This window comes from Jatrophihabitans sp., from assembly GCF_036000465.1.
Taxonomy (GTDB): domain Bacteria; phylum Actinomycetota; class Actinomycetes; order Mycobacteriales; family Jatrophihabitantaceae; genus Jatrophihabitans.
This window is the reverse complement of sequence record NZ_DASYFV010000016.1, coordinates 38655-58775: the sequence shown is the minus strand read 5'-3', so window position 1 is coordinate 58775 and position 20121 is coordinate 38655. Positions and strand designations below refer to the sequence as shown.

The window sequence follows — 20121 nt, the reverse complement described above, 5'->3', positions numbered from 1 at the left end:
CCCCTGTGCACCGGGACCTTCGCCCTACCCGCCGCGGCGCACTTCAGCCGGCGGCATCGCCGTCGTCGAGCCGGTAGACGGTGTCGCGGATCTCGCGCACCATCAGGTCGAGGTCGTCGACGCACTCGCGGACGCGCTCGCGGGCGGTCGGATCGGCGATGAGCTCGACCACGCCCTGCAGCCGCATGCCCACCGAGAACGCGCGCCGCACGACCTGGTCCCGCAGCTCGGCGGCGATCCGGTCGCGGATCTGCACCGAGCGCAGGGTCTCGTGATCGCGACGGGCCCGGGCGAGGTCGAGGGCCAGGCCGACGAACCGGGCGTAACCGGCGAGGTGGTCGACATCCTCCTCGGTGAACGGCTCACCCGACCGCGACCGGGCCACGGTGAGCACCCCGAGGCCCTGGTTGTCGGCGACGAGCGGGAGGTGGACGTGGGGGCCGAGGTCCAGCCCCGCGACCTGGTGCGGGCCGCCGTCGTCGGTGAGCACCGGCCGGCCGCTGCGCAGCACGACGTCGGCCGGGTCGCCGGCGCGTGGGAAGCGGCGGCCGGTCAAGTCACTCGCGGACCCGCCGACGGCGGTGTCGACGACGAGCGTCGCGTCATCGACCACGAGGTCGAGCGACGCGAGATCGAGGTCGAGATCGCGCCGGGTCCGCTCCAGCACGGCCCGCACCGGATCGAGGGTCTCGGCCTGGAGCAGCGCCTGCATCAGCTCGGCGGCGTCGACCGACCACCGCCGCTGGCGTTCGGTCCGCTGGTAGAGCCGGGTGTTGGTGACGGCCGTGCCCGCGACGGCGGCCAGGCGGGCGAAGTGGCGGCGCTCGGCGGCGCCGAAGGTCCGGCCCGGCGCGGCGCCGGCGTGCAGGCGGCCGAAAGGGACGCCGCGGGAGCGGATGAGCGCGTCGAGCACGACCGTCGACTCGTCGCCGGGATCCCAGGGGCGCTCGTCGCACTCGACGCAGCCGGGGGCGTCGGCGTGGGCGTTGCGCACGTGGACGGTGACGTGCCCGGCCCCGGTGAGCACCCGCGCCGCCTCGGTCACCCGGCCGAGCAGCTGGTTGAGCGTCAGCTCGTCGGCGACGACACCGGCCACGCCGCTCAGGGCCCGCACCGAGGCCGCCTCGTCCGGCTCGACCGCGGTGATGATCTCGGCGCTCTCGCACAGCGTGACCGTGGCGCCGAGGCACCGCCCGGCGTCGTCCAGGCGGGATGCCACGAACACGTCGAAGCGGCGGACGCGGCTGAGACTGTCGCAGCGGATCTGCACCTGCTCGGGCGCGAGCAGCCGGCCGGCCAGCGCCGCCCGCAGGAGCTCGGCGACGGCATCGGCGTCGCGGTCGCCCGCTGCCGCGGTGCAGACGTCGAGATAGGACGTGCCGACGCCGCAGCGGGCCGGCACCCCGCCGTTGGCCAGGCAGAACGAGGTCCAGTGCTCGTTGACCGCGACGATGGTCCCGCTGCGGTCGAGCAGGGCTACCTCGACCTGGTTCGGGTGTCGGGTCCGGCGTTCTGTCATATCGGATCCGACCTCGGTCCGGGTCATGATCCTCACCCCCAACAGTCGTGCTGGCGGCCCGTCCCCGACGGTAGTCCTCCGACCTATCGCGCGGATCGGTCAAATAGTCCCGATCTCGGACCGCCCCGCCCGGGACGGGCCCGGGATCGGCCGGACGTCGGTCCCGGGTGGCCGTGACCTTCGAGGGGTTTGCGCCCGGGCCCCCGCGCGCGATGATGACAACGTGCGCAACCAGATCGCGGGCGTGATCGTGCTCGCCGACGAGTTCGACGTCCGGGCCGAGATCCGGCAGGACGGCCGGGCCACGTGGGTCGACTTCCACGTGCCGAGCGGGCACGTGCCGCCGTCGGCCCGCGCCGGGGTCGTCGCCGCCGTCTTCGACCTTCCGCAGGTGCACCTCGGCCACGTGAAGATGTCGCTGCCGCTCGGCGACGCCGAGCTGCTCGATCAGTTGCGCCGCCGCTGCCGCCGGTTCGCGAGCCGGGCCGCCGGATCGACCTGCCTCGTCGACGCCGAGTTCGACGTCACGATCGGCTGATCGCGTCCGCATGCCGGCCTGGGTGGTCCATCGGCCCGGTCCGATCGACTCCGGCCCGCTGACCCGGGTCGAGCGGGCCGTTCCCGACCCCGGGCCGCACCAGGTCCGGCTCCGGGTCTCGTGCTGCGGCGTGTGCCGTACCGACCTCCATCTCGCCGAGGGCGACCTCGCGCCCCGCCGCCCCGACACCGTCCCGGGACACGAGGTCGTCGGCACCGTCGAGGCGGCCGGGTCGGCTGCCGGCCGGTTCGCGGTGGGCGCGCGCATCGGCGTGCCGTGGCTGGCCGGTACCGACGGCCGCTGCCGCCACTGCCGCTCCGGGCGCGAGAACCTGTGCGAGCACCCGACCTTCACCGGCTGGGACGTCGACGGCGGCTACGCGGACGCGTGCGTCGTCGACGAGGCCTACGCCTACCCGCTGCCCGCCGAGTTGGCCGACGAGCAGGCCGCGCCGCTGCTGTGCGCCGGCATCATCGGCTACCGCGCGCTGCGGCGGGCCGAGCTGCCGCCCGGCGGCGTCCTCGGCATCTACGGCTTCGGCGGCAGCGCCCACCTGACCGCGCAGCTGGCCCTGCACCTCGGTCATCGGGTGCACGTGCTCAGCCGGGGCGAGGCGAACCGGCGACTGGCCGTGGAGCTCGGCGTCGACTCGGTCGGCGCCTCCGACGCGGCGCCGCCCGAGCCCCTCGACGGCGCGATTCTCTTCGCCCCGGCCGGCGAGCTCGTCCCGCCCGCGCTGCGCGCCCTCGCCCCGGGCGGCACCCTCGCCGTCGCGGGCATCTGGCTGTCCGACATCCCGCCGCTGAACTATGCCGACGAGGTCTTCGGCGAGCGGCAGCTGCGCAGCGTCACGGCGAACACGCGCGCCGACGGTGCCGAGTTCCTGCGTCTCGCCGCCCGGTTCGGCCTGCGCGCCACGACGACCGCCTACCCGATGGCCGACGCCCCGCGCGCGCTCGCCGACCTCGCGCACGGTCGGTTCAACGGCGCGGCCGTCCTCCACAACTGACGTGGCCCGCCGATGACCGCGCCGCTCACCGATCCGGCGGCAATCGCGCGGGGGCTCAGCGAGCGGGAGGCCGCGCGCCGGCTCGTCGTCTACGGCCCGAACCAGCTGGTGCGCCGCGGCGGGCGGCACTGGCCGCGCCGCCTGCTGGCCCAGCTCACGCACCCGCTGGCCGTCCTGCTCGCCCTCGCCGCGGTGCTGGCGGCCACGACCGGCAACGGCGCCCTCGGCATCGCCATCGTCGTCGTGATCGTGCTCAACGCCGCGTTCGCGTTCGTCGAGGAGCTGCAGGCCGAACGCTCGATCGAGACGCTCGCCTCCTACCTCCCCGACCGGGCCGTCGTCGTCCGCGACGGTCACCGCGTCCACATCGACGCGACGTCGCTGGTGCCGGGCGACGTGCTGGTGCTCGAGGAGGGTGACCGTGTCTGCGCTGACGGGCAGGTCGTCGTCGGCGGCGTCGAGGTCGACATGTCGACGCTCACCGGTGAGGCGGCGCCGGTGTCGCGGACCGCCGGCGGCGACTCCTCGGGGCTGCCGCTGCTCGAACGCCACGACCGGGTGTTCAGCGGGACGGCGTGCACCGGCGGCGACGCGCACGTCCTGGTGGTCCATACCGGCATGCACACCGAGCTCGGCCGCATCGCCGCGCTGTCCGAGCAGGTCACCCGTGAGGTCAGCCCGCTCGAGCGGCAGGTCAAGCGGGTCGCGTGGCTGATCGCGATCTGCGCGACCGGCGTCGGTCTGGTGTTCCTCCCGGCCGGGGTGCTGGCCGGCCTGGGGTGGGCGTCGGCGGGCAGCTTCGCGATCGGGCTGATCGTCGCGAACGTGCCCGAGGGGCTGCTGCCGACCATCACCCTCGCCCTGGCCCTCGGCGTGCGCGACCTCGCGCACCGCCAGGCCATCGTCAAGCGACTGTCGGCGGTCGAGACGCTCGGGTCGACGACGGTCATCTGCACCGACAAGACCGGCACGCTCACCCGCAACGACATGACCGCGGTACGGCTGTGGGTGGCCGGGGTCGACGTCGACCTGGAGGCGGACGGGCGCCGCGCGCCGTCGGATCAGGTTCTCGCACTCGTCCGGGCCGCCGCCCTGTGCACGACGGCCGAGGTGGTGCCTGGCAACGGCGTGGTCACCGGCGACCCGACCGAGGTGGCGCTGGTGCTGCTCGCCCGCAGCCTCGGCGGCGAGACCGACCCTCTGCGGCGGGATGCGCAACGGGTCGCGGTGTTCCACTTCAGCTCCCAGCTGCAGCGGATGGCCACCGTCGATCGCGACGCGTCGTCACTGCTCGTGCACGTGAAGGGCGCGCCCGAGGCGGTCGCGCCGTGCTGCTCGACCGTCCTGACCGCCGCCGGCGAGGTCACCTTCGACGCCGCGGCCCGGGCCGGGCTCGACGCCGTCGTGGATCGCTACGCCACGCGCGGGTTGCGCGTGCTCGCCGTCGCGCAGCGCCGGGTCGCTGCCGTGCCGGCCGACCGCGACGCGGCCGAGAGCGGGCTGTGCCTCCTCGGCCTGGTGGCCCTGTTCGACCCGCCGCGCCCCGAGGTCGCCGACGCCATCGCCCGCGCCCACGCCGCCGGTATCCGGGTGCACGTCGTCACCGGCGATCACGGGCGCACGGCCGCCGAGATCGCGGCCCGCGTCGGTATCGGTGCCGAGGATCCGCTCATCGTGAGCGGCCACGAACTCGACCGGATGAGCGAGCCCGATCTCGACCGACTGCTGGCCGCGGACCAGGAGGTGATCTTCGCGCGGAGTTCGCCCGAGGCGAAGCTGCGCATCGCCGACGCGCTGCGCGACCGGGGCGAGATCGTCGCCATGACCGGCGACGGCGTCAACGACGCCCCGGCCCTGCACCGCGCCGACATCGGCATCGCGATGGGCCGATCCGGCACGGACGTCGCCCGCGAGGCCGCCACCATGGTGCTGGCCGACGACAACTTCACGACCATCGTGGCCGCCGTCGAGGCGGGCCGCCGGGTCTACGACAACGTCCGCAAGTTCATCGTCTACATCTTCGCCCACGCGGTGCCCGAGGTCGCGCCGTTCCTGCTGTTCGCGCTGTCGGGCGGGGCGATCCCGCTGCCGATCACGGTGCTGCAGATCCTGGCCATCGACCTCGGCACCGAGATCCTGCCGGCGCTCGCCCTCAGCCGCGAGCCCGCCGAGCCCGGCGCGATGACCCGGCCACCGCGGCCACGCAAGGAGGGCGTGATCCGGCCCGCCATGCTGCTGCGGGCCTGGGGGGTGATGGGGCTCGTCTCGGCCGGGCTGGTGCTCGCCGGGTTCTTCGCCGTCCTGATCGGCGGCGGGTGGCATCCGAGCGATCCGACCGGCGCCGGGTCGGCGCTGCACCACACCTACCTGCAGGCGACGACCGAGCTGTGGCTCGGCATCGTCTCCTGCCAGATCGGCACGGCGATGGCCAGCCGCACCGAGCGCGTGTCGCTGCTCTCGATCGGCGTGTTCACCAATCCCTGGTTGATGTGGGGCATCGGCACCGAGATCCTGTTCGCGGCGGCGGTCGTCTACCTGCCCCCGATGCAGTCGGTGTTCGGCACGGCCGGGCTCGCCCCCTGGCACCTGCTGCTCGTCGTCCCGTTCCCGTTCCTCGTCTGGGGCGCCGACGAGCTCTACCGCCTGGGCAAGCGGCGCCGCGAGACGGCATGACCGGCGAGCGCGATCCGCGGGTCGACGGCTACATCGACGCTCTGCCGGAGTGGCAGCGGGCGATCTGCGCCGAGGTGCGCGCCATCGTGCACGAGGCCGACCCCGAGGTGACCGAGACGATCAAGCGCTCGGTGCAGCCGTACTTCGTTCTCGACGGCAACATCTGCGCGCTGCTCGCGACGAAGGACCACGTGAACGTCTTCGTCTACGACCCGACCGTCCCCGACCCGGCGGGCCTGATCAACCAGGGCCACGGCAACGCGACCGCGAAGGCGGTGCAGATCTATGCCGGCGACGTGATCGACCGCGACGCGCTGCGCGCGCTGTTCGGCGCGGTCATCGCGAACAACCGCCTCGGTGGGTGGCGGCGGCTTGCCCGTTGACCGGCCCGGAATCGTCTACGCAGTAGGGGTTTCAGGGCCCAATTCTGTCAGACCCCCTCTCTAGAATTCGATCTATGGACGCCGACGACGACCCGCGTGAGCAGCTTCTCGCGCGACTCGTCGAGCTCCAGATGCTGCACGCCGCCCAGCACGCCGAGGAACAGCGCCTCCTGGCTCGTCTGGCGGCGTTGCCCCTGCCGCTGTGTCTCGAATCGAACGACAAGCAGTACGCCGTCGACGAGATCGCGGCGGTCCTCCGGCTGCCCAACCGCACGGCCGGCGACCGCGTCACCACGGCGCAGGACCTCGTCAACCGGTACCCGGCGACGCTGGCCGCGCTCGACCGAGGAGAGCTCACCCTCGACCACGCCCGGGCGTTGTCGGACGAGACCCTCGGCATCGACGACGCGACGGCGGCCAAGGTCGAGGAATACGTACTCGAGCGGGCCGCGGGGAAGACGGCGGCGCAGTTGCGCCGCTGCGCCCAACGCGCGGTCGCGTCCCTCGACACGCGTCCGTCCGAGGTCAAGCCCGACCCGCGCGACGATCGCCGCGTGTGTCCGCGCTACCGACCCGACGGTATGGGCGAGATCTGGGCGCTGCTGCCGGCGGAGGACGCTGCGGCGTTGATGAACACCCTCGATCAGATGGCTCGCGCCACCCGGGGCATGGACGATCGCACCGTCGACCAGCGCCGCGCCGACGCCCTCGCCGATCTCGGCCGTGGCGAACTCCGCCCGCGGGGTGGCCCGGCTGTCGAGGTGATCGTCGCGCTGTCCACGCTGCTCGGCCTGGACGAGCAGGCCGCCGAGCTCAAGGGCGTCGGCCCGGTGCCGGCCGAGGTCGCCCGCCGCCTCGCCGACGACCCGACCGGCACCTGGCGCCGGCTGCTCACCGATCCGGCCGGGCAGGTCGTGGAGACCAGCCCGAACTACACACCGCCCACCGCGCTGGCCCGTTTCATCAAGGACCGTGACACCACCTGCCGGTTCCCCGGCTGCCGCGCCACCCGCGACGAGATCGATCACATCATCCGGTGGCCGTACGGCCCGACTGCGGCCTGGAACCTCCACCTGCTCTGCCCGCGTCATCACCACTTGAAACACGAGGCCGGCTGGGCGGTCTATCGAACGGACGACGGCATCACCCATTGGGTCACGCCCACCGGCCGCCGGCTCGAGAAGCCGCCGGACGAACTCCCGATCGACCAGACCCTCGCCCGCGAGGACGAAGCAGCTGCCCCGTTCTGATCACGTGCACGACACCGTCGTGCGCGACCGCGGTGAGAGCGTCGTCGACGTGCACGCGTACGACACCAGCGGCATGAGCGTTCGGCCGCGACAGCGGCATGAGCGATCGCCGAGGGCCATGGCCCGCTGACGCTGAACCCGCTGCCGCAGGTCCGTCGGTGTGTCGTGCCGCAGACGCTTCAGGGTCGACATCGACCGGGCGGGCGGACAGCCGTTAAGGGCAACTTGTGGTCGCGGCAGCAGCCCTTCACGCTCTTGATCATGTTCGGCCCTGCCACTTCTCATCGGCTACTCGTTTCATTGACCTAGAACCGGTGCCTGGCGAGGCTCGGTTCAGGCGCCCGGTTCGTCGCTCTCACATCGGCTGCCCACGCTGGGTCGTGTGGCTCTCTCATGGCTTGCGCGGGCCGGGTGCCGCTTCATGAGCGGGGAGAGGCTCAAGAGGGGTTTGTTCTGCTCGAAGTAGCGGTGCCCTCCCAGCTCGAACAACCAGGTGGGTTCGAGTGGATGGAGATCGGCAGTGGGTGCTGTGGTGATCGGGATGGATCCGCACAAGCGGTCGGCGACGATCGAGGTGATGGCCGGCGACGAGACGGTGCTGGATGGTGGTCGGTTCGCTACCGATGTGGCTGGCTACCGGTCGATGCTCGCGACGGCGCGACGGTTCCCGGAACGGACGTGGGCCATCGAGGGGTGTCAGGGCATAGGCCGGCACCTCGCGAATCGGCTGCTGGCCGACGGCGAGCAGGTGGTCGACGTGCCGCCGAAGCTGTCCGCGCGGGCGCGGGTGTTCGCGACCGGGCAGGGTCGCAAGACTGACGCCACCGACGCCCACTCCGTCGCATTGGTCGGCACCCGGATGAGCGGGTTGCGGCCGGTGGTCAACGACGAGCAGCTCGCGGTGCTGCGGCTGTTGGTGGATCGTCGCCGCTCCCTTGGCGATGACCACACCCGCATGACCTCGCAGCTCCATCGCCTGCTGCTGGAGCTGATCCCGGGCGGCGCGAAGAAGGATCTACGCCCGGCCCAGGCCAAGGCGCTGCTGGCGACCGTGCGTCCGCGCGATGCCGCGGGCAAGACACGGCGCCGGGTCGCCGCGGAGTTGATCGCCGACCTCGAGCGGACCCTGACGCGCAAGAAGGCCGCGGACAGAGAGCTCAAGGAACTGCTCGCCGAGACCGGCACAAGCCTTACCGACCTGCACGGCATCGGCCCGTCCGGTGCTGCCCGGATACTTGTCGACGTCGCTGACATCACCCGCTTCCCTGACCGGGCGCACTTCGCGTCGTGGACCGGGACCGCCCCGGTCGACGCCTCCTCAGGCGACCACGTCCGGCACCGGCTCTCCCGCGGCGGCAACCGACAGATCAACCGCGTCCTGCACATCATGGCCGTCGTCCAACTCCGCAACCCGACCGAGGGCCGCGCCTACTTCGACCGCATGAAAGCCGACGGCAAGAGCTCGATGGAAGCGATGCGCTGCCTCAAACGCCGGCTCTCCGACCTCGTCTATCGCCAGATGGTCAACGACCTTGTCAGCACGCGAGGGACGGGCCCGGGAGGGCAAACGGGGAACGACTCTGACTCCAGCGCGACCGGCTCACACCCCGACGCCGGCTCTTCGGATAAGCCACTTCCCGGACCCGTCACCACCAAGCCTAGAACCGCCCTCGTCGCCGCGTCTTGATGTGATGAAGGAGCGGGGCCTCTCGCTCCTGTGGTCACCCCGGCGCACTCTCGGAGTGTCCACAGAGATTTCGCCGAGGAGGCCTGACATGGGTGACCCTGCAGTTGTTGATCGTCAGATCGTGGGGATGGATCTGCATCGCCGTCGATCGGTGCTGGTCCGGATGAACAGCGAAGGCGAGCGGCTGGAGACGATCCGCATCGCCAACGACGTCGACCGGCTGGCCGACGTGATCGCCCGCGCGGGCGAGGCGCCTGAGGTCGTGTTGGAGGCAACCTACGGTTGGTACTGGGCCGCGGACGCACTGGCCGCGATGGGCGCGAGCGTGCACCTGGCCCACCCGCTGGGGGTGAAGGGGTTCTCCTACCGGCGGGTGAAGAACGATGAACGCGATGCCGCCGATCTGGCCGACCTGCTGCGGATGCACCGCCTGCCCGAGGGATGGATCGCGCCACCGCCCACGCGGGATCTGCGTGAGCTGGTGCGGCACCGGGCGAAGCTCGTCCACCTACGCACCAGCCTGCGACAACAGATCCATGCGCTGCTGGCCGCTAATGGCATCGCTATCCCGGTCAGCGACCTGTTCGGCGTCGCCGGCAACCAGTTGTTGGACCGCGTGCCGATCTCACCAGCGGCACGCGCGCGGGTGATCTCCCTGCGCACCCTGCTCGATGCCCTCGACATCGAGATCGACTCCTTCGCCAAACTCACAAAGAAGCGTCTGCACGGCGACGCCCGCTACCAGGCAGTGCAGACCATCCCCGGCGTCGGCCCGATCCTGGGCGCGGTGTTCCTTGCCGAGATCGGTGATGTCACCCGCTTCCCCGGACCGAACCAGTTGGCCAGCTGGGCCGGCTTGACGCCAAAGCACCACGAGTCCGACACCACCGTGCGGCGCGGACGGATCACCAAACAGGGCAGCGCGCTAGTCCGGTGGGCAGCGGTCGAGGCCGCGCAGTGCGCCGGCAAGAACACCCGCACCGGACAACGTCGCGACCTGATCGGGCAACGCCGCGGCCGCAACATCGGCGTCACCGCAGCCGCCCGTGACCTGATCCGACTCGTCTACTTCGCGCTGCGCGACGGGCACGTCAACTGCCTGCAGACCACTGCCACCCCGGCATGATCAACACCCTCGACTTGGCTGGGCGCGGACCGTTCTGTGTCTGACCCCCACCTTCGGCGCGGTCGCCTGCTTGATTGATCCCGCCCAGCCAGGAGCCACCCGTCGCACCACTCCATGCCGCCCTCGTCGCGGCGAAGGAATGACCGACAGCCCACCACGGGCCTGTCCATCACGGCGCAGAACCGCGCCGGAGCAAAGACAACACCCCAGATCACGACAACAGACAGAGCAACGGCAACGACCTCTTCTTCGAACTGAACATCGTCCGCCACCTCGGCGCGAGCATCCAGGACCTCCGGCCGCTACGCGGTCGGCCTCCGGCCGATCCTGGACCCCCCACGCCTCACTGGCGTTCACCCAGAAACCGTCGAAGAAGAAATGACGGAACGACAACACCAGACCCAGCCCACTTGACCGGCCCCGCTCCTTCAGGAATGACACAGAGGGGAGCCAAGAGCGGTCACGCTATGCCGTGCTGACATCGGCATGACCGCTTCGTTCGCGCATTGAGCTTCCCGGGCGGCGCGTCCGCATCGTCCTGCGAGGACGCCTACGATCTTGGCGAGCCGAGGGAGCGGGAATGGGTGTCAAGCGCCACCGGATCTGCTGGACCTGGAACAAGAGGCAACTGATGGTGCTGGCGTACCCGTCTGGTTGCCGCCCTTGTGACTCGGCATCCTGGCTGCTTCCAGGCGGTCTGGGACTGATCTGGGTGTCGGCTCAGTACCTGCGCTACCGCACTGCCAGACGAGGAAGCTGGGTGGTGGAGATCAGAGACCCAAACTCCGAGCATGCGTTCGCAACGCGCACCCTGTCCGACGAAGCGTCTGCGATCGCGCTACTAGACCCCGTCAGTGACCAACTCACGAACCTGCCCGCCATCGACGACGAACAGGCCAGCCACGTGCTTCACGCATCGTGACCGCATGCCAGCGCACATCGGCAAGAGCGCATCGTTTGTGCGGACCCGCACAACCATCGTCGGATGTCCGTGCTCCAATCCGTCAATGCACCAGGTCGTTGTCGGCGCGCTTGTCCGCGAAGGTCGGGTCCTGCTCGTGCACCGGCGTCCGAACCGCATCGCCTACCCGGACGTGTGGGATCTGCCCGGCGGACACGTCGAGAGCGGCGAGTCGGAACTGGACGCGCTCGAGCGGGAGCTGCGCGAGGAACTCGGCGTGCAGTTGGCGGCAGGCTCGGTGTCTCATCTGTGTCGGCTCAACGCTGGACGCGGAGGCGAAGCAGTACGACTCAGCGCCTGGCTCGTCTGCGACTGGCAGGGAACGCCGGCGAACGCCGCTCCGGACGAACATGACGAGATCGGGTGGTTCCGGCCGGGCGAGCTGCTTTCTCTCGCTCACGGACGCCTCGGCACGGTGCTGGCAGGGACGATCCGGAACCGCCGAGACTGATCGAAGGTGTATACGCCGGAATACGTTCCGGGACGGGCAGGTGTCATCCCGCTCCGGCGCCCCGACCAGCCGCTGGCTCAGATCGTCGTGAGCGACTTGCGGGGGCGCAGCTTCGTGCCGGCCCGGCGCTCGGGGGCGACGCCCTCGAGCAGGAGGCGCCGCTCGGCGGCTCCGACCGAGTGCCGCACGGCCTCGACGGCGTCCGGGTTGACCGAGACGGACGTGATGCCCAGACGCACCAGGTGTTCGGCGAACTCGGGGCGGTTCGACGGCGCCTGGCCGCACAGCGACGACGTGATACCGGCCTCCTGGCAGGCGTGCACGATGCGGCCGATCGTGTCGAGCACGGCCGGATCGGCCTCGTCGAACAGTTCGGCGCACACCTCGGAGTCGCGGTCGACGCCGAGCACGAGCTGGGTCAGGTCGTTGCTGCCGATCGACACGCCCTCGATGCCCATGCGGGCGTAGGTCGGGATCCAGTACGCGACCGACGGCACCTCGGCCATCACCCAGATCGGGATCGAGTGGGCGCTCGGGTGGGCCCGGACGATCTCGAGGCAGCGCTCGAGCTCCCAGGCCGTGCGCACGAACGGGATCATCAGCCGCAGGTTCGGCGTCTGGGTCGCGACGGCCCCGAGGACGTCGAGTTCGAGGCGGAACAGGTCGGGCTGGTCGACGTAGCGGAAGCAGCCGCGGTACCCGATCATCGGGTTCTCCTCGTGCGGCTCGAACCGCTCACCGCCCTCGAGCCCGCGGAACTCGTTCGAGCGGAAGTCGATGCTGCGGTAGACGACCGGCCGCGGCGAGAACGCGCGGGTGATCTGCAGCAACGAGTGGGACATCGCGTCGACGAACGTCTGCTGCTCGCCCCGCTCGAGCAGCGCGCGCGGGTGCACGCCCTGCAGCGCGTCGGCGACCATGAACTCGGCCCGCAGCAGCCCGACCCCGTCGACGTCGAGAGCGGCCACCTGCTCGGCCCGCTCGGCGACGGCGAGGTTGACGTAGAGACGGGTCGCGATCGGCGCCGACACCACCGTCGAGGTGACGGGCGCGGCCGCGGTGGCGTGTTCCTCGGCGCGGGTCCCGGCGTAGACCTCGCCGCGGGCTCCGTCCACGGTGACGATCTGGCCGTCGTGCAGCACCGTCGTCCCGTTGTGGGTGCCCACGACGCACGGCAGCCCGAGTTCGCGGCTGACGATGGCGGCGTGGCAGGTCATGCCCCCGCCGTCGGTGATCAGGGCGGCGGCCCGGCGCATCGCCGGCACCCAGTCCGGGCTGGTCATCGGCGCGACGAGCACCTCGCCCTGCTGCAGCAGGTGGCCCTCGTCGGGCGTGTGCAGAACCCGCACCGCCCCCGACGCGGCGCCGACCGACGCCGCCAGCCCCTGCAGCAGGACCGGCGCATCGGCGGGCGCGACGGCGGCCCGGGAACGGTGGCCGAGCGTGGTGATCGGCCGCGACTGCACGAGCCAGACGCGGTCGTCGGCCATCGCCCACTCGGTGTCCTGCGGCGAGCCGTAGTGCTGCTCGACCGCGACGCCGATGCGCGCCACCTCGAGGATCTCGGCGTCGGTCAGCACCCGGCGCGAGCCGACGGCGTCGGAGAGCTCCACCTCGAGGTCGTGGCCGGCGGCGTCGCGCACGATCTGCATGCTCTGCTTCCCGATTCGCACGCTCGAGACCGACAGCGGCTCCTTGGCGACGAGGTACGTGTCGGGCTCGACCGCGCCGCTGACGATGGCCTCGCCCTGGCCCAGGATCGCCTCGACGACGAGATGCGTCATGTCGCCGGTGGCCGGGTTGGCGGTGAACATGATCCCGGACCGTTCGGACAGGATCATCGTCTGCACGACGACCGCGATCGTCGGCTCCTCCTCGGTGTGCGACATCGCCCGGTAGGCCATGGAACGCGCCCCGTAGAGCGATGCCCAGCAGTCGACGACGCGGTGCAGCACGTCGTCCGGGCCGGAGACGTTGGTGAAGGTGGCGTTCATGCCGGCGAACGAGGCGTCGCCGGAGTCCTCGGCCGTCCCGGACGACCGCACGGCGACGCGGATGTCGCCGCCCAACCGGGTGTACGCCTCGCGCACCTGGGCCGCGATGTCGTCCGGCACCGGCGTCGCCTCGATGAGCGAGCGGGCGAGCTCGCTCGCCGCGGTCAGGGCGTGATCGTCGGCCGGGTCGAGCCCGGAGCGGATCGCCACCAGCTTCTCCCGCGCGCCGGACGCGTCGATCGCGGCGAGGTAGGCCGCCCCGCTGATGACGAATCCGGGCGGCACGGGCAGCCCGGCCGCCGTCAGCTCGCCGAGATTCGCCCCCTTGCCACCGGCGGTGGCGACGTCGGCGACGGACAGGTCTTCGAACCAGGTGACGGCACGCATCAGTTCCTCCGGGGTCGGTCGTGGCGCTTCTGGTCCCACTCTCGGCCCGGTCCGCCCGTAGCGAGCAGGGGCGAAAGTCCGTCTCCGGCAGTGCCTGCTCGGGGCATTGGGCCCTACGACACCCCCTCCCGCACGGTCAGGCTGGGAGGAGACACCACAGAGGAGATCGACATGACCGAGACCCAGCCGGACGTCCCCCGCATCGTCGTCGGCGTCGACGGCTCCGAACCCTCCAAGCGGGCGCTGCGCTGGGCCGCCCGCATCGCGGCGAGCGAGGGCGCCCGCATCGACGCGGTCGCGGCCTGGGACTTCACCCCGGCTTTCGGCTGGAACGCCCTGCCGATGGGCTATTCACCCCAGCTCGACATCGAGAAGTCGCTGACCGACACCGTCGACGAGGTCTTCGGCACCGACCGGCCGAAGGACCTGCGCCTGATCACCCTCGAGGGCCGGGCGCCCCAGGTCCTCATCACCGCGTCGAAGGGCGCGCTGATGCTCGTCGTCGGCAGCCGGGGCCACGGCGGGTTCATGGGCCTGTTGCTCGGCTCGGTCAGCAGCGCCGTCGCCGAGCACGCCACCTGCCCGGTGCTCGTCGTGCACGAGCCCGGGACCACCACCGAGCACTCCAGTACCGAGACCCCGAAAGAGGCCCGCTCATGACCACCCGGATCGCCATCAACGGCTTCGGACGAATCGGCCGCGACTACCTGCGCTGCGTTGCCGGTGACGACACGCTCGAGGTCGTCGCGATCAACGACGTCGCCGACACCGCGACCCTCGCCCGGCTGCTGCGCTACGACACGACCTTCGGCCCGCTCGGCCAGCACGTCGAGGACCTCGGCGACGCCATCGCCGTGAACGGGCACAAGATCGGCGTCACCGCCGAGCGCGATCCCGCCCGGCTCCCCTGGCAGGACCTCGGCGTCGACGTCGTCATCGAGTCGAGCGGCAAGTTCCGCACCCGTGAGGGGGCCGCGGGTCACCTGACCGCGGGCGCGCGCCGGGTCATCATCTCCGCCCCCGGCAAGGGCGTCGACGCCACGATCGTGCTCGGCGTCAACGACCAGACCTACGACCCGGCCCACCACCGCATCGTGTCGAACGCCTCGTGCACGACCAACTGCGTCGCGCCGATGGTCAAGGTGCTTGACGACGCCTTCGGCATCGAACAGGGGTTCATGACCACCGTGCACGCCTACACGAACGACCAGAACGTGTTGGACGGACCGCACAAGGACCCGCGCCGGGCCCGCGCCGCCGGGGTGAACATCATCCCGACCTCCACCGGGGCCGCCCGCGCCGTCGCCGAGGTGATCCCGTCGATGCACGGCCGGCTCGACGGCGTGGCGCTGCGCGTCCCGGTCGTCGACGGCTCGGTCGTCGACCTCACCTGCGTACTCGGGAAGGACGTCGTCGCCGACGAGGTCAACGCCGCCTTCGAGTGGGCGGCGACCACCGGCCGGCTGGCCGGCCGGCTCGTCTACACCACCGACCCGATCGTCTCGAGCGACGTCATCGGCAACCCGGCCTCCTGCCTGTTCGACTCCGGTCTGACCCAGGCGTCGGGGCGCATCGCCAAGGTCTTCGGCTGGTACGACAACGAGTGGGGTTACACGGCTCGCCTGGTCGAGCTCACCTCGCTCGTCGCCACCGGAAACGTCGACGACGCGTCGTGAGCAGCCGCGCCACGTTCGAGGTGCGCCTGCACGGGCGCGGCGGTCAGGGCGTCGTGACCGCGGCCGAACTGCTGTCGGTGGCGGCGTTCCTCGACGGGCGCGAGTCGCAGGCCTTCCCGAGCTTCGGTTCCGAGCGCATGGGTGCCCCGGTCATGTCGTTCTGCCGGGTGTCCGATCGGCCGATCCGGGTGCGCGAGCCGGTGCTGAAGCCCAGCGCGGTCGTCGTCGCCGACGCCACCCTCCTGCACCACGTCGACGTGTTCTCCGGTCTGGCCGCCGACGGCTTCGTGCTGATCAACTCAGCCTTCTCCCCCACCGATCTCGGCCTGGAAGAGCTCGTCGCGACGCACCCGGCCGGGCATGTGATCACCGTGCCCGCCACCGATCTCGCCCGCGAGCACGTCGGCCGGCCGCTGCCCAACGTGTGCCTCCTCGGCGCGCTCGCCGCCCTCACCGGCATCGTGTCGCTCGGCGCGCTGGAGCAGGCGGTGCGGGAACGCTTCCCGGCGGCCGTGGCCGACGGCAACGTCCGCGCCGCCGCGGCGGCCGCGACCCTCGTCCCGGAGGTGGCCCGTGCGTGAGCAGCTCGAGGGATCGCGCGCCGTCGCCGAGACCGTGGCCCGCTGCCGGCCGCAGGTCGTGCCGGCCTACCCCATCACCCCGCAGACGCACATCGTCGAGGCCGTCGGCGCGATGGTGAAGTCCGAGGCGCTCGAGAACTGCCGCTTCGTCACCGTCGAATCCGAGTTCGCCGCCATGTCGGCCGCGATCGGCGCCTCGGCGATGGGCGCGCGGACCTACACCGCCACGGCCAGCCAGGGCCTGCTCTACATGGCCGAGGCGCTCTACAACGCGGCCGGGCTCGGCCTGCCGATCGTCATGACGGTGGCGAACCGGGCCATCGGCGCGCCGATCAACATCTGGAACGACCAGAGCGACTCGATGAGCCAGCGCGACTGCGGCTGGATCCAGCTCTACGCCGCCGACAACCAGGCCGCGACCGACCTGCACGTGCTCGCGTTCCGCCTCGCCGAGCAGCTCTCCGTCCCGGCGATGGTGTGCATGGACGGCTTCGTCCTCACCCACGCCTTCGAACCCATCGACCTGCCCGAGCCCGAGATCGTCGACCGGTACCTGCCGACCTACCGCCCGCGCCAGGTGCTGGACCCGGACGACCCGGTGACGATCGGTGCGATGGTGGGGCCCGAGGCCTTCACCGAGGTGCGCTACCTGGCCCACCACCAGCTGCAGCAGGCCGACCACTGGTTCACCGAGCTCGCCGACGACTGGTCGCTGCTCACCGGCCGGCACCTCGCGACGGTGAACCCCTACCGGTTGGACGGCGCCCGCACCGCGGTCGTGTCACTCGGGTCGGTCGGGGGCACCGTGGCCGAGGCGATCGACGGTCTCGTCGAGCCCGTCGGGGCCCTCGGGCTCACGCTGTACCGGCCGTTCCCGGCCGGGGCGGTGCGCGACGCGCTGGACGGAGTCGAGCACGTGATCGTGCTCGAGCGGGCGTTCTCGCCGGGCGCGGGAGGCGTGGTGAGCGCCGACGTGCGCGCGGCGCTGGCCGGGCGGCCGACCCGCGTCTCGACGGTCGTCGCCGGGCTCGGCGGGCGCTCCGTCACCACCGCGTCGGTGCAGCGCATGATCGGCGCGGCGACCACCGGCCGCCTGCCGGCGCTGAGCTTCCTCGACCTGCGCGACGACATCGTCGATCGCGAACTGGCCCACCGTGACGCCGTCCACCGCTCCGGGCCGCCGGCCCACAACCTGCTGCGGCACGCCGCGAGCCGACCGAGGTGAGCCCGATGACCGCACCGGACGTGAAGTTCTACCAGGTGGGCAGCCGCGCCGTCGGCAACCGGCTGCTGCCCCTCGACCAGCGCAGCGAGCAGGCCGACCCGCAACGGCACAACGCACTGACGTCGGGCCACCGCGCCTGCCAGGGGTGCGGCGAGGCGCTGGCCGCGCGCTACGTGCTCGACACCGCCTACACCGAGGCGAAGGGGCGGCTGGTGAGCGTCAACGCCACCGGTTGCCTCGAGGTCTTCTCCACGCCCTACCCGGAGAGCTCGTGGCAGGTGCCGTGGCTGCACTCGCTCTTCGCGAACGCCGCATCGGTCGCCACCGGAGTCGCCGCCGCGCTCGAGGCCCGCGGGGACACCGGGACCCGGGTGCTGGCCCAGGGCGGTGACGGCGGGACGGTCGACATCGGTCTCGCCTGCCTGTCGGGCATGTTCGAGCGCAACGACGACGTCCTCTACGTCTGCTACGACAACGAGGCCTACATGAACACCGGCGTGCAGCGCTCGGGCGCGACCCCGCCGGCCGCCCGCACCGCGACGACCGAGGCCGTCGGCGTCCAGCCCGGCAACCCGTTCGGCACCGGTAAGGACCTGCCGCGCATCGCGATGGCCCACGAGATCCCCTACGTCGCCACCGCCACCGTGGCCGACCTGCGCGACCTCGAGGCGAAGGTGCGCACCGCGATGTCACTGCGGGGGGCGCGCTACCTGCACGTGCTCGTGCCCTGCCCGCTCGGCTGGGGCTCGGCGCCGTCTGACACCATCGCGCTCGCCCGGCTGGCCCAACGCAGCGGGCTGTTCCCGGTCTACGAGGCGCGTCACGGCGAGCTCGGCGCGGTGCTGCCGCTCCGCGGTCGGGTGCCGGTCGAGGAGTACCTGCGCCCGCAGCGGCGCTACGCCCACCTCTTCCGCGACGGCTCGCACGCCGCCACCCTGGAGGCGCTGCAGCATCTGGCCGACCGCAACATCGCCCGCTACGGGCTGGGCGCGGAGGAGACGTTCTGATGGACAAGCCGTTCGCGATCACGCTCGACCCGCACTCCAGCCTGGCCAACCACACCGGCACGTGGCGCAGCGAGCGCCCGGTCTACGTCGACGGCCTCGCCCCCTGCACGCACGCCTGCCCGGCCGGAGAGCAGGTGCAGTCGTGGCTCTACACCGCCGAGGACGGCAGTTACGAGGCCGCCTGGCGCAACCTCGTCGCGGTCAACCCGTTCCCGGCGATCATGGGTCGGGTCTGCTACCACCCGTGCGAGACGGCCTGCAACCGCGCGCAGCTCGACACCGCCGTCGGCATCAACTCGGTCGAACGCTTCCTCGGCGACGAGGCCATCGACAGGGGGTGGGCGCTCCCTGCCCCCGCCGTCGACACCGGACGCTCCGTGCTCGTCATCGGCGCCGGTCCGTGCGGCCTCGCCGCCGCCTACCACCTGCGCCGCCTCGGGCACGCCGTCGAGATCCGCGACGCCGGGGCGCAGGCCGGTGGCATGATGCGCCACGGCATCCCGACCTTCCGCCTGCCCCGCGACGTCCTCGACATCGAGATCGCCCGCCTGCTCGAGCTCGGCATCACGCTCACCCTCGACACCCGGGTCGACAGCGTCGCCGCGGCGATGCGCGACGGCGGGTTCGACGCGGTGCTGCTCGCCACCGGCGCCCCGCTGAGCAAGCGGGCCTACCTACCCGCGGGTCAGTCGGCCCGGGTGCTGGACGCGCTGTCGGTGCTCGGCGACGCCGCCGCCGGCGAGCGCCCGCAGCTCGGCCGCACCGTCGTCGTCTACGGCGGCGGGAACACCGCGATGGACGCTGCCCGCACCGCGAAGCGGCTCGGCGCCGACGAGGCCGTCGTCGTCTACCGCCGCACCCGCGAACGGATGCCGGCCGATGCCGGCGAGGTCGAGGACGCGCTCGCCGAGGGCGTGCAGATGCGCTGGCTCTCGACGATCACGCAGGTCGAGGGCACCACGCTCACTCTGGAGAAGATGCGCCTCGACGACGACGGACGCCCGCAGCCGACCGGCGAGTACGAGGAGCTGTCGGGGGACGCCGTCGTGCTCGCGCTCGGCCAGGACATCGACCAGTCGCTGCTCACATCCCTGCCCGGCGTCACCGTCCGCGACGGCGTGGTCGAGGTCGGACCGGGCCAGATGACCGGCGCACCCGGCGTCTTCGCCGGCGGCGACGTGGCACCGGCCCAGCGCTCGGTCACCGCGGCGATCGGGCAGGGCCGCACGGCCGCCCAGGGAATCGACGCCTGGTTCCGCTCAGCCCCACCGGCGACGGAGCGCGACGCCGCCGAACCGGTGCCCTTCGACAAGCTCAACACCTGGTACTACAGCGACGCGCCGCACGCCGTGCGCCCGCGGCTCGACGCCGCCCGGCGCACCACCGACTTCTCCGAGATCGTCGGCGGTCTCGACGCCGACACTGCGCTCTACGAGGCCCGGCGCTGCCTGTCGTGCGGAAACTGCTTCGGCTGCGACAACTGTTACGGCGTCTGCCCCGACAACGCGGTCCTCAAGATCGTCGGTGCGCACGGCGCGGTCGATCCTTCCGCGTACGGCTATGCCATCGACCTCGACTACTGCAAGGGCTGCGGCCTGTGCGTGAGCGAGTGCCCGGCCGGCGCGATCGTCATGATCCCCGAGCAGACCTGAGC

The 20121-nt window shown here is 71.8% G+C and carries 17 protein-coding genes; 15 read left to right on the top strand and 2 right to left on the bottom strand.

The features are described 5' to 3' along the window. Positions 1-43: 43 nt before the first annotated feature. Positions 44-1519 (bottom strand): GAF domain-containing protein, encoded by a 1476-nt coding sequence (locus tag VGN18_RS06165; protein WP_327538778.1) that lies wholly within the window; start codon positions 1517-1519, stop codon positions 44-46. Between the two features lie 223 nt (positions 1520-1742). Here VGN18_RS06165 and VGN18_RS06160 point away from each other — a divergent pair, with 223 nt between their 5' ends. The 9 genes from VGN18_RS06160 (at position 1743) to VGN18_RS06120 (ending at position 11597) form a co-directional block, all read left to right on the top strand. Continuing rightward, entirely contained in the window at positions 1743-2057 is a 315-nt protein-coding gene (locus VGN18_RS06160) for a hypothetical protein (RefSeq protein WP_327538777.1), read from the top strand. Between the two features lie 10 nt (positions 2058-2067). Continuing rightward, the gene (locus VGN18_RS06155) at positions 2068-3066 is read left to right on the top strand and encodes a zinc-dependent alcohol dehydrogenase family protein (RefSeq protein ID WP_327538776.1); all 999 of its coding nucleotides are present in this window, start codon (positions 2068-2070) and stop codon (positions 3064-3066) included. A gap of 12 nt (positions 3067-3078) precedes the next feature. Then, complete coding sequence (locus tag VGN18_RS06150) at positions 3079-5739, top strand: cation-transporting P-type ATPase (RefSeq protein ID WP_327538775.1); 2661 nt, start codon at positions 3079-3081, stop codon at positions 5737-5739. Next, entirely contained in the window at positions 5736-6122 is a 387-nt protein-coding gene (locus VGN18_RS06145; protein ID WP_327538774.1) for a DUF1801 domain-containing protein, read from the top strand. Before VGN18_RS06150 ends, VGN18_RS06145 begins: the two co-directional genes overlap by 4 nt. Before the next feature lie 74 nt (positions 6123-6196). Continuing rightward, positions 6197-7372: an HNH endonuclease signature motif containing protein gene (locus VGN18_RS06140; RefSeq protein ID WP_327538773.1), complete on the top strand. Its 1176-nt coding sequence runs from the start codon at positions 6197-6199 to the stop codon at positions 7370-7372. A 520-nt stretch (positions 7373-7892) separates the two neighbouring features. After that, complete coding sequence (locus VGN18_RS06135) at positions 7893-9059, top strand: IS110 family transposase (protein ID WP_327538772.1); 1167 nt, start codon at positions 7893-7895, stop codon at positions 9057-9059. A gap of 88 nt (positions 9060-9147) precedes the next feature. Continuing rightward, on the top strand, positions 9148-10185 hold the full coding sequence (locus VGN18_RS06130) for an IS110 family transposase (RefSeq protein ID WP_327538771.1): 1038 nt from the start codon (positions 9148-9150) through the stop codon (positions 10183-10185). Between the two features lie 580 nt (positions 10186-10765). Then, entirely contained in the window at positions 10766-11107 is a 342-nt protein-coding gene (locus tag VGN18_RS06125) for a hypothetical protein (protein WP_327538770.1), read from the top strand. Between the two features lie 4 nt (positions 11108-11111). After that, positions 11112-11597 (top strand): NUDIX domain-containing protein, encoded by a 486-nt coding sequence (locus tag VGN18_RS06120; protein ID WP_327538769.1) that lies wholly within the window; start codon positions 11112-11114, stop codon positions 11595-11597. A 77-nt stretch (positions 11598-11674) separates the two neighbouring features. Here the strand turns inward: VGN18_RS06120 and ppsA are convergent, their stop codons facing one another. Further along, on the bottom strand, positions 11675-13978 hold the full coding sequence (gene ppsA / locus VGN18_RS06115) for a phosphoenolpyruvate synthase (protein ID WP_327538768.1): 2304 nt from the start codon (positions 13976-13978) through the stop codon (positions 11675-11677). Positions 13979-14149: 171 nt separating this feature from the next. Between ppsA and VGN18_RS06110 the strand changes: the two genes are divergently transcribed. From VGN18_RS06110 to VGN18_RS06085, 6 genes are read left to right on the top strand one after another with little or no spacing between them, the layout of a single operon-like run. Then, positions 14150-14638, top strand: coding sequence for a universal stress protein (locus VGN18_RS06110; protein WP_327538767.1), 489 nt, complete (start codon positions 14150-14152; stop codon positions 14636-14638). Beyond that, complete coding sequence (gap, locus tag VGN18_RS06105) at positions 14635-15654, top strand: type I glyceraldehyde-3-phosphate dehydrogenase (protein ID WP_327538766.1); 1020 nt, start codon at positions 14635-14637, stop codon at positions 15652-15654. Before VGN18_RS06110 ends, gap begins: the two co-directional genes overlap by 4 nt. Then, positions 15651-16235, top strand: coding sequence for a 2-oxoacid:acceptor oxidoreductase family protein (locus VGN18_RS06100; protein WP_327538765.1), 585 nt, complete (start codon positions 15651-15653; stop codon positions 16233-16235). The genes gap and VGN18_RS06100 overlap by 4 nt, the downstream gene beginning before the upstream one ends. Then, positions 16228-17460, top strand: a complete 1233-nt coding sequence (gene porA, locus VGN18_RS06095) for a hypothetical protein (protein ID WP_327538764.1) — start codon at positions 16228-16230, stop codon at positions 17458-17460. The genes VGN18_RS06100 and porA overlap by 8 nt, the downstream gene beginning before the upstream one ends. Before the next feature lie 5 nt (positions 17461-17465). Beyond that, entirely contained in the window at positions 17466-18467 is a 1002-nt protein-coding gene (locus VGN18_RS06090) for a thiamine pyrophosphate-dependent enzyme (RefSeq protein WP_327538763.1), read from the top strand. Beyond that, on the top strand, positions 18467-20119 hold the full coding sequence (locus VGN18_RS06085; protein ID WP_327538762.1) for an NAD(P)-binding protein: 1653 nt from the start codon (positions 18467-18469) through the stop codon (positions 20117-20119). Before VGN18_RS06090 ends, VGN18_RS06085 begins: the two co-directional genes overlap by 1 nt. Positions 20120-20121 lie beyond the last annotated feature (2 nt).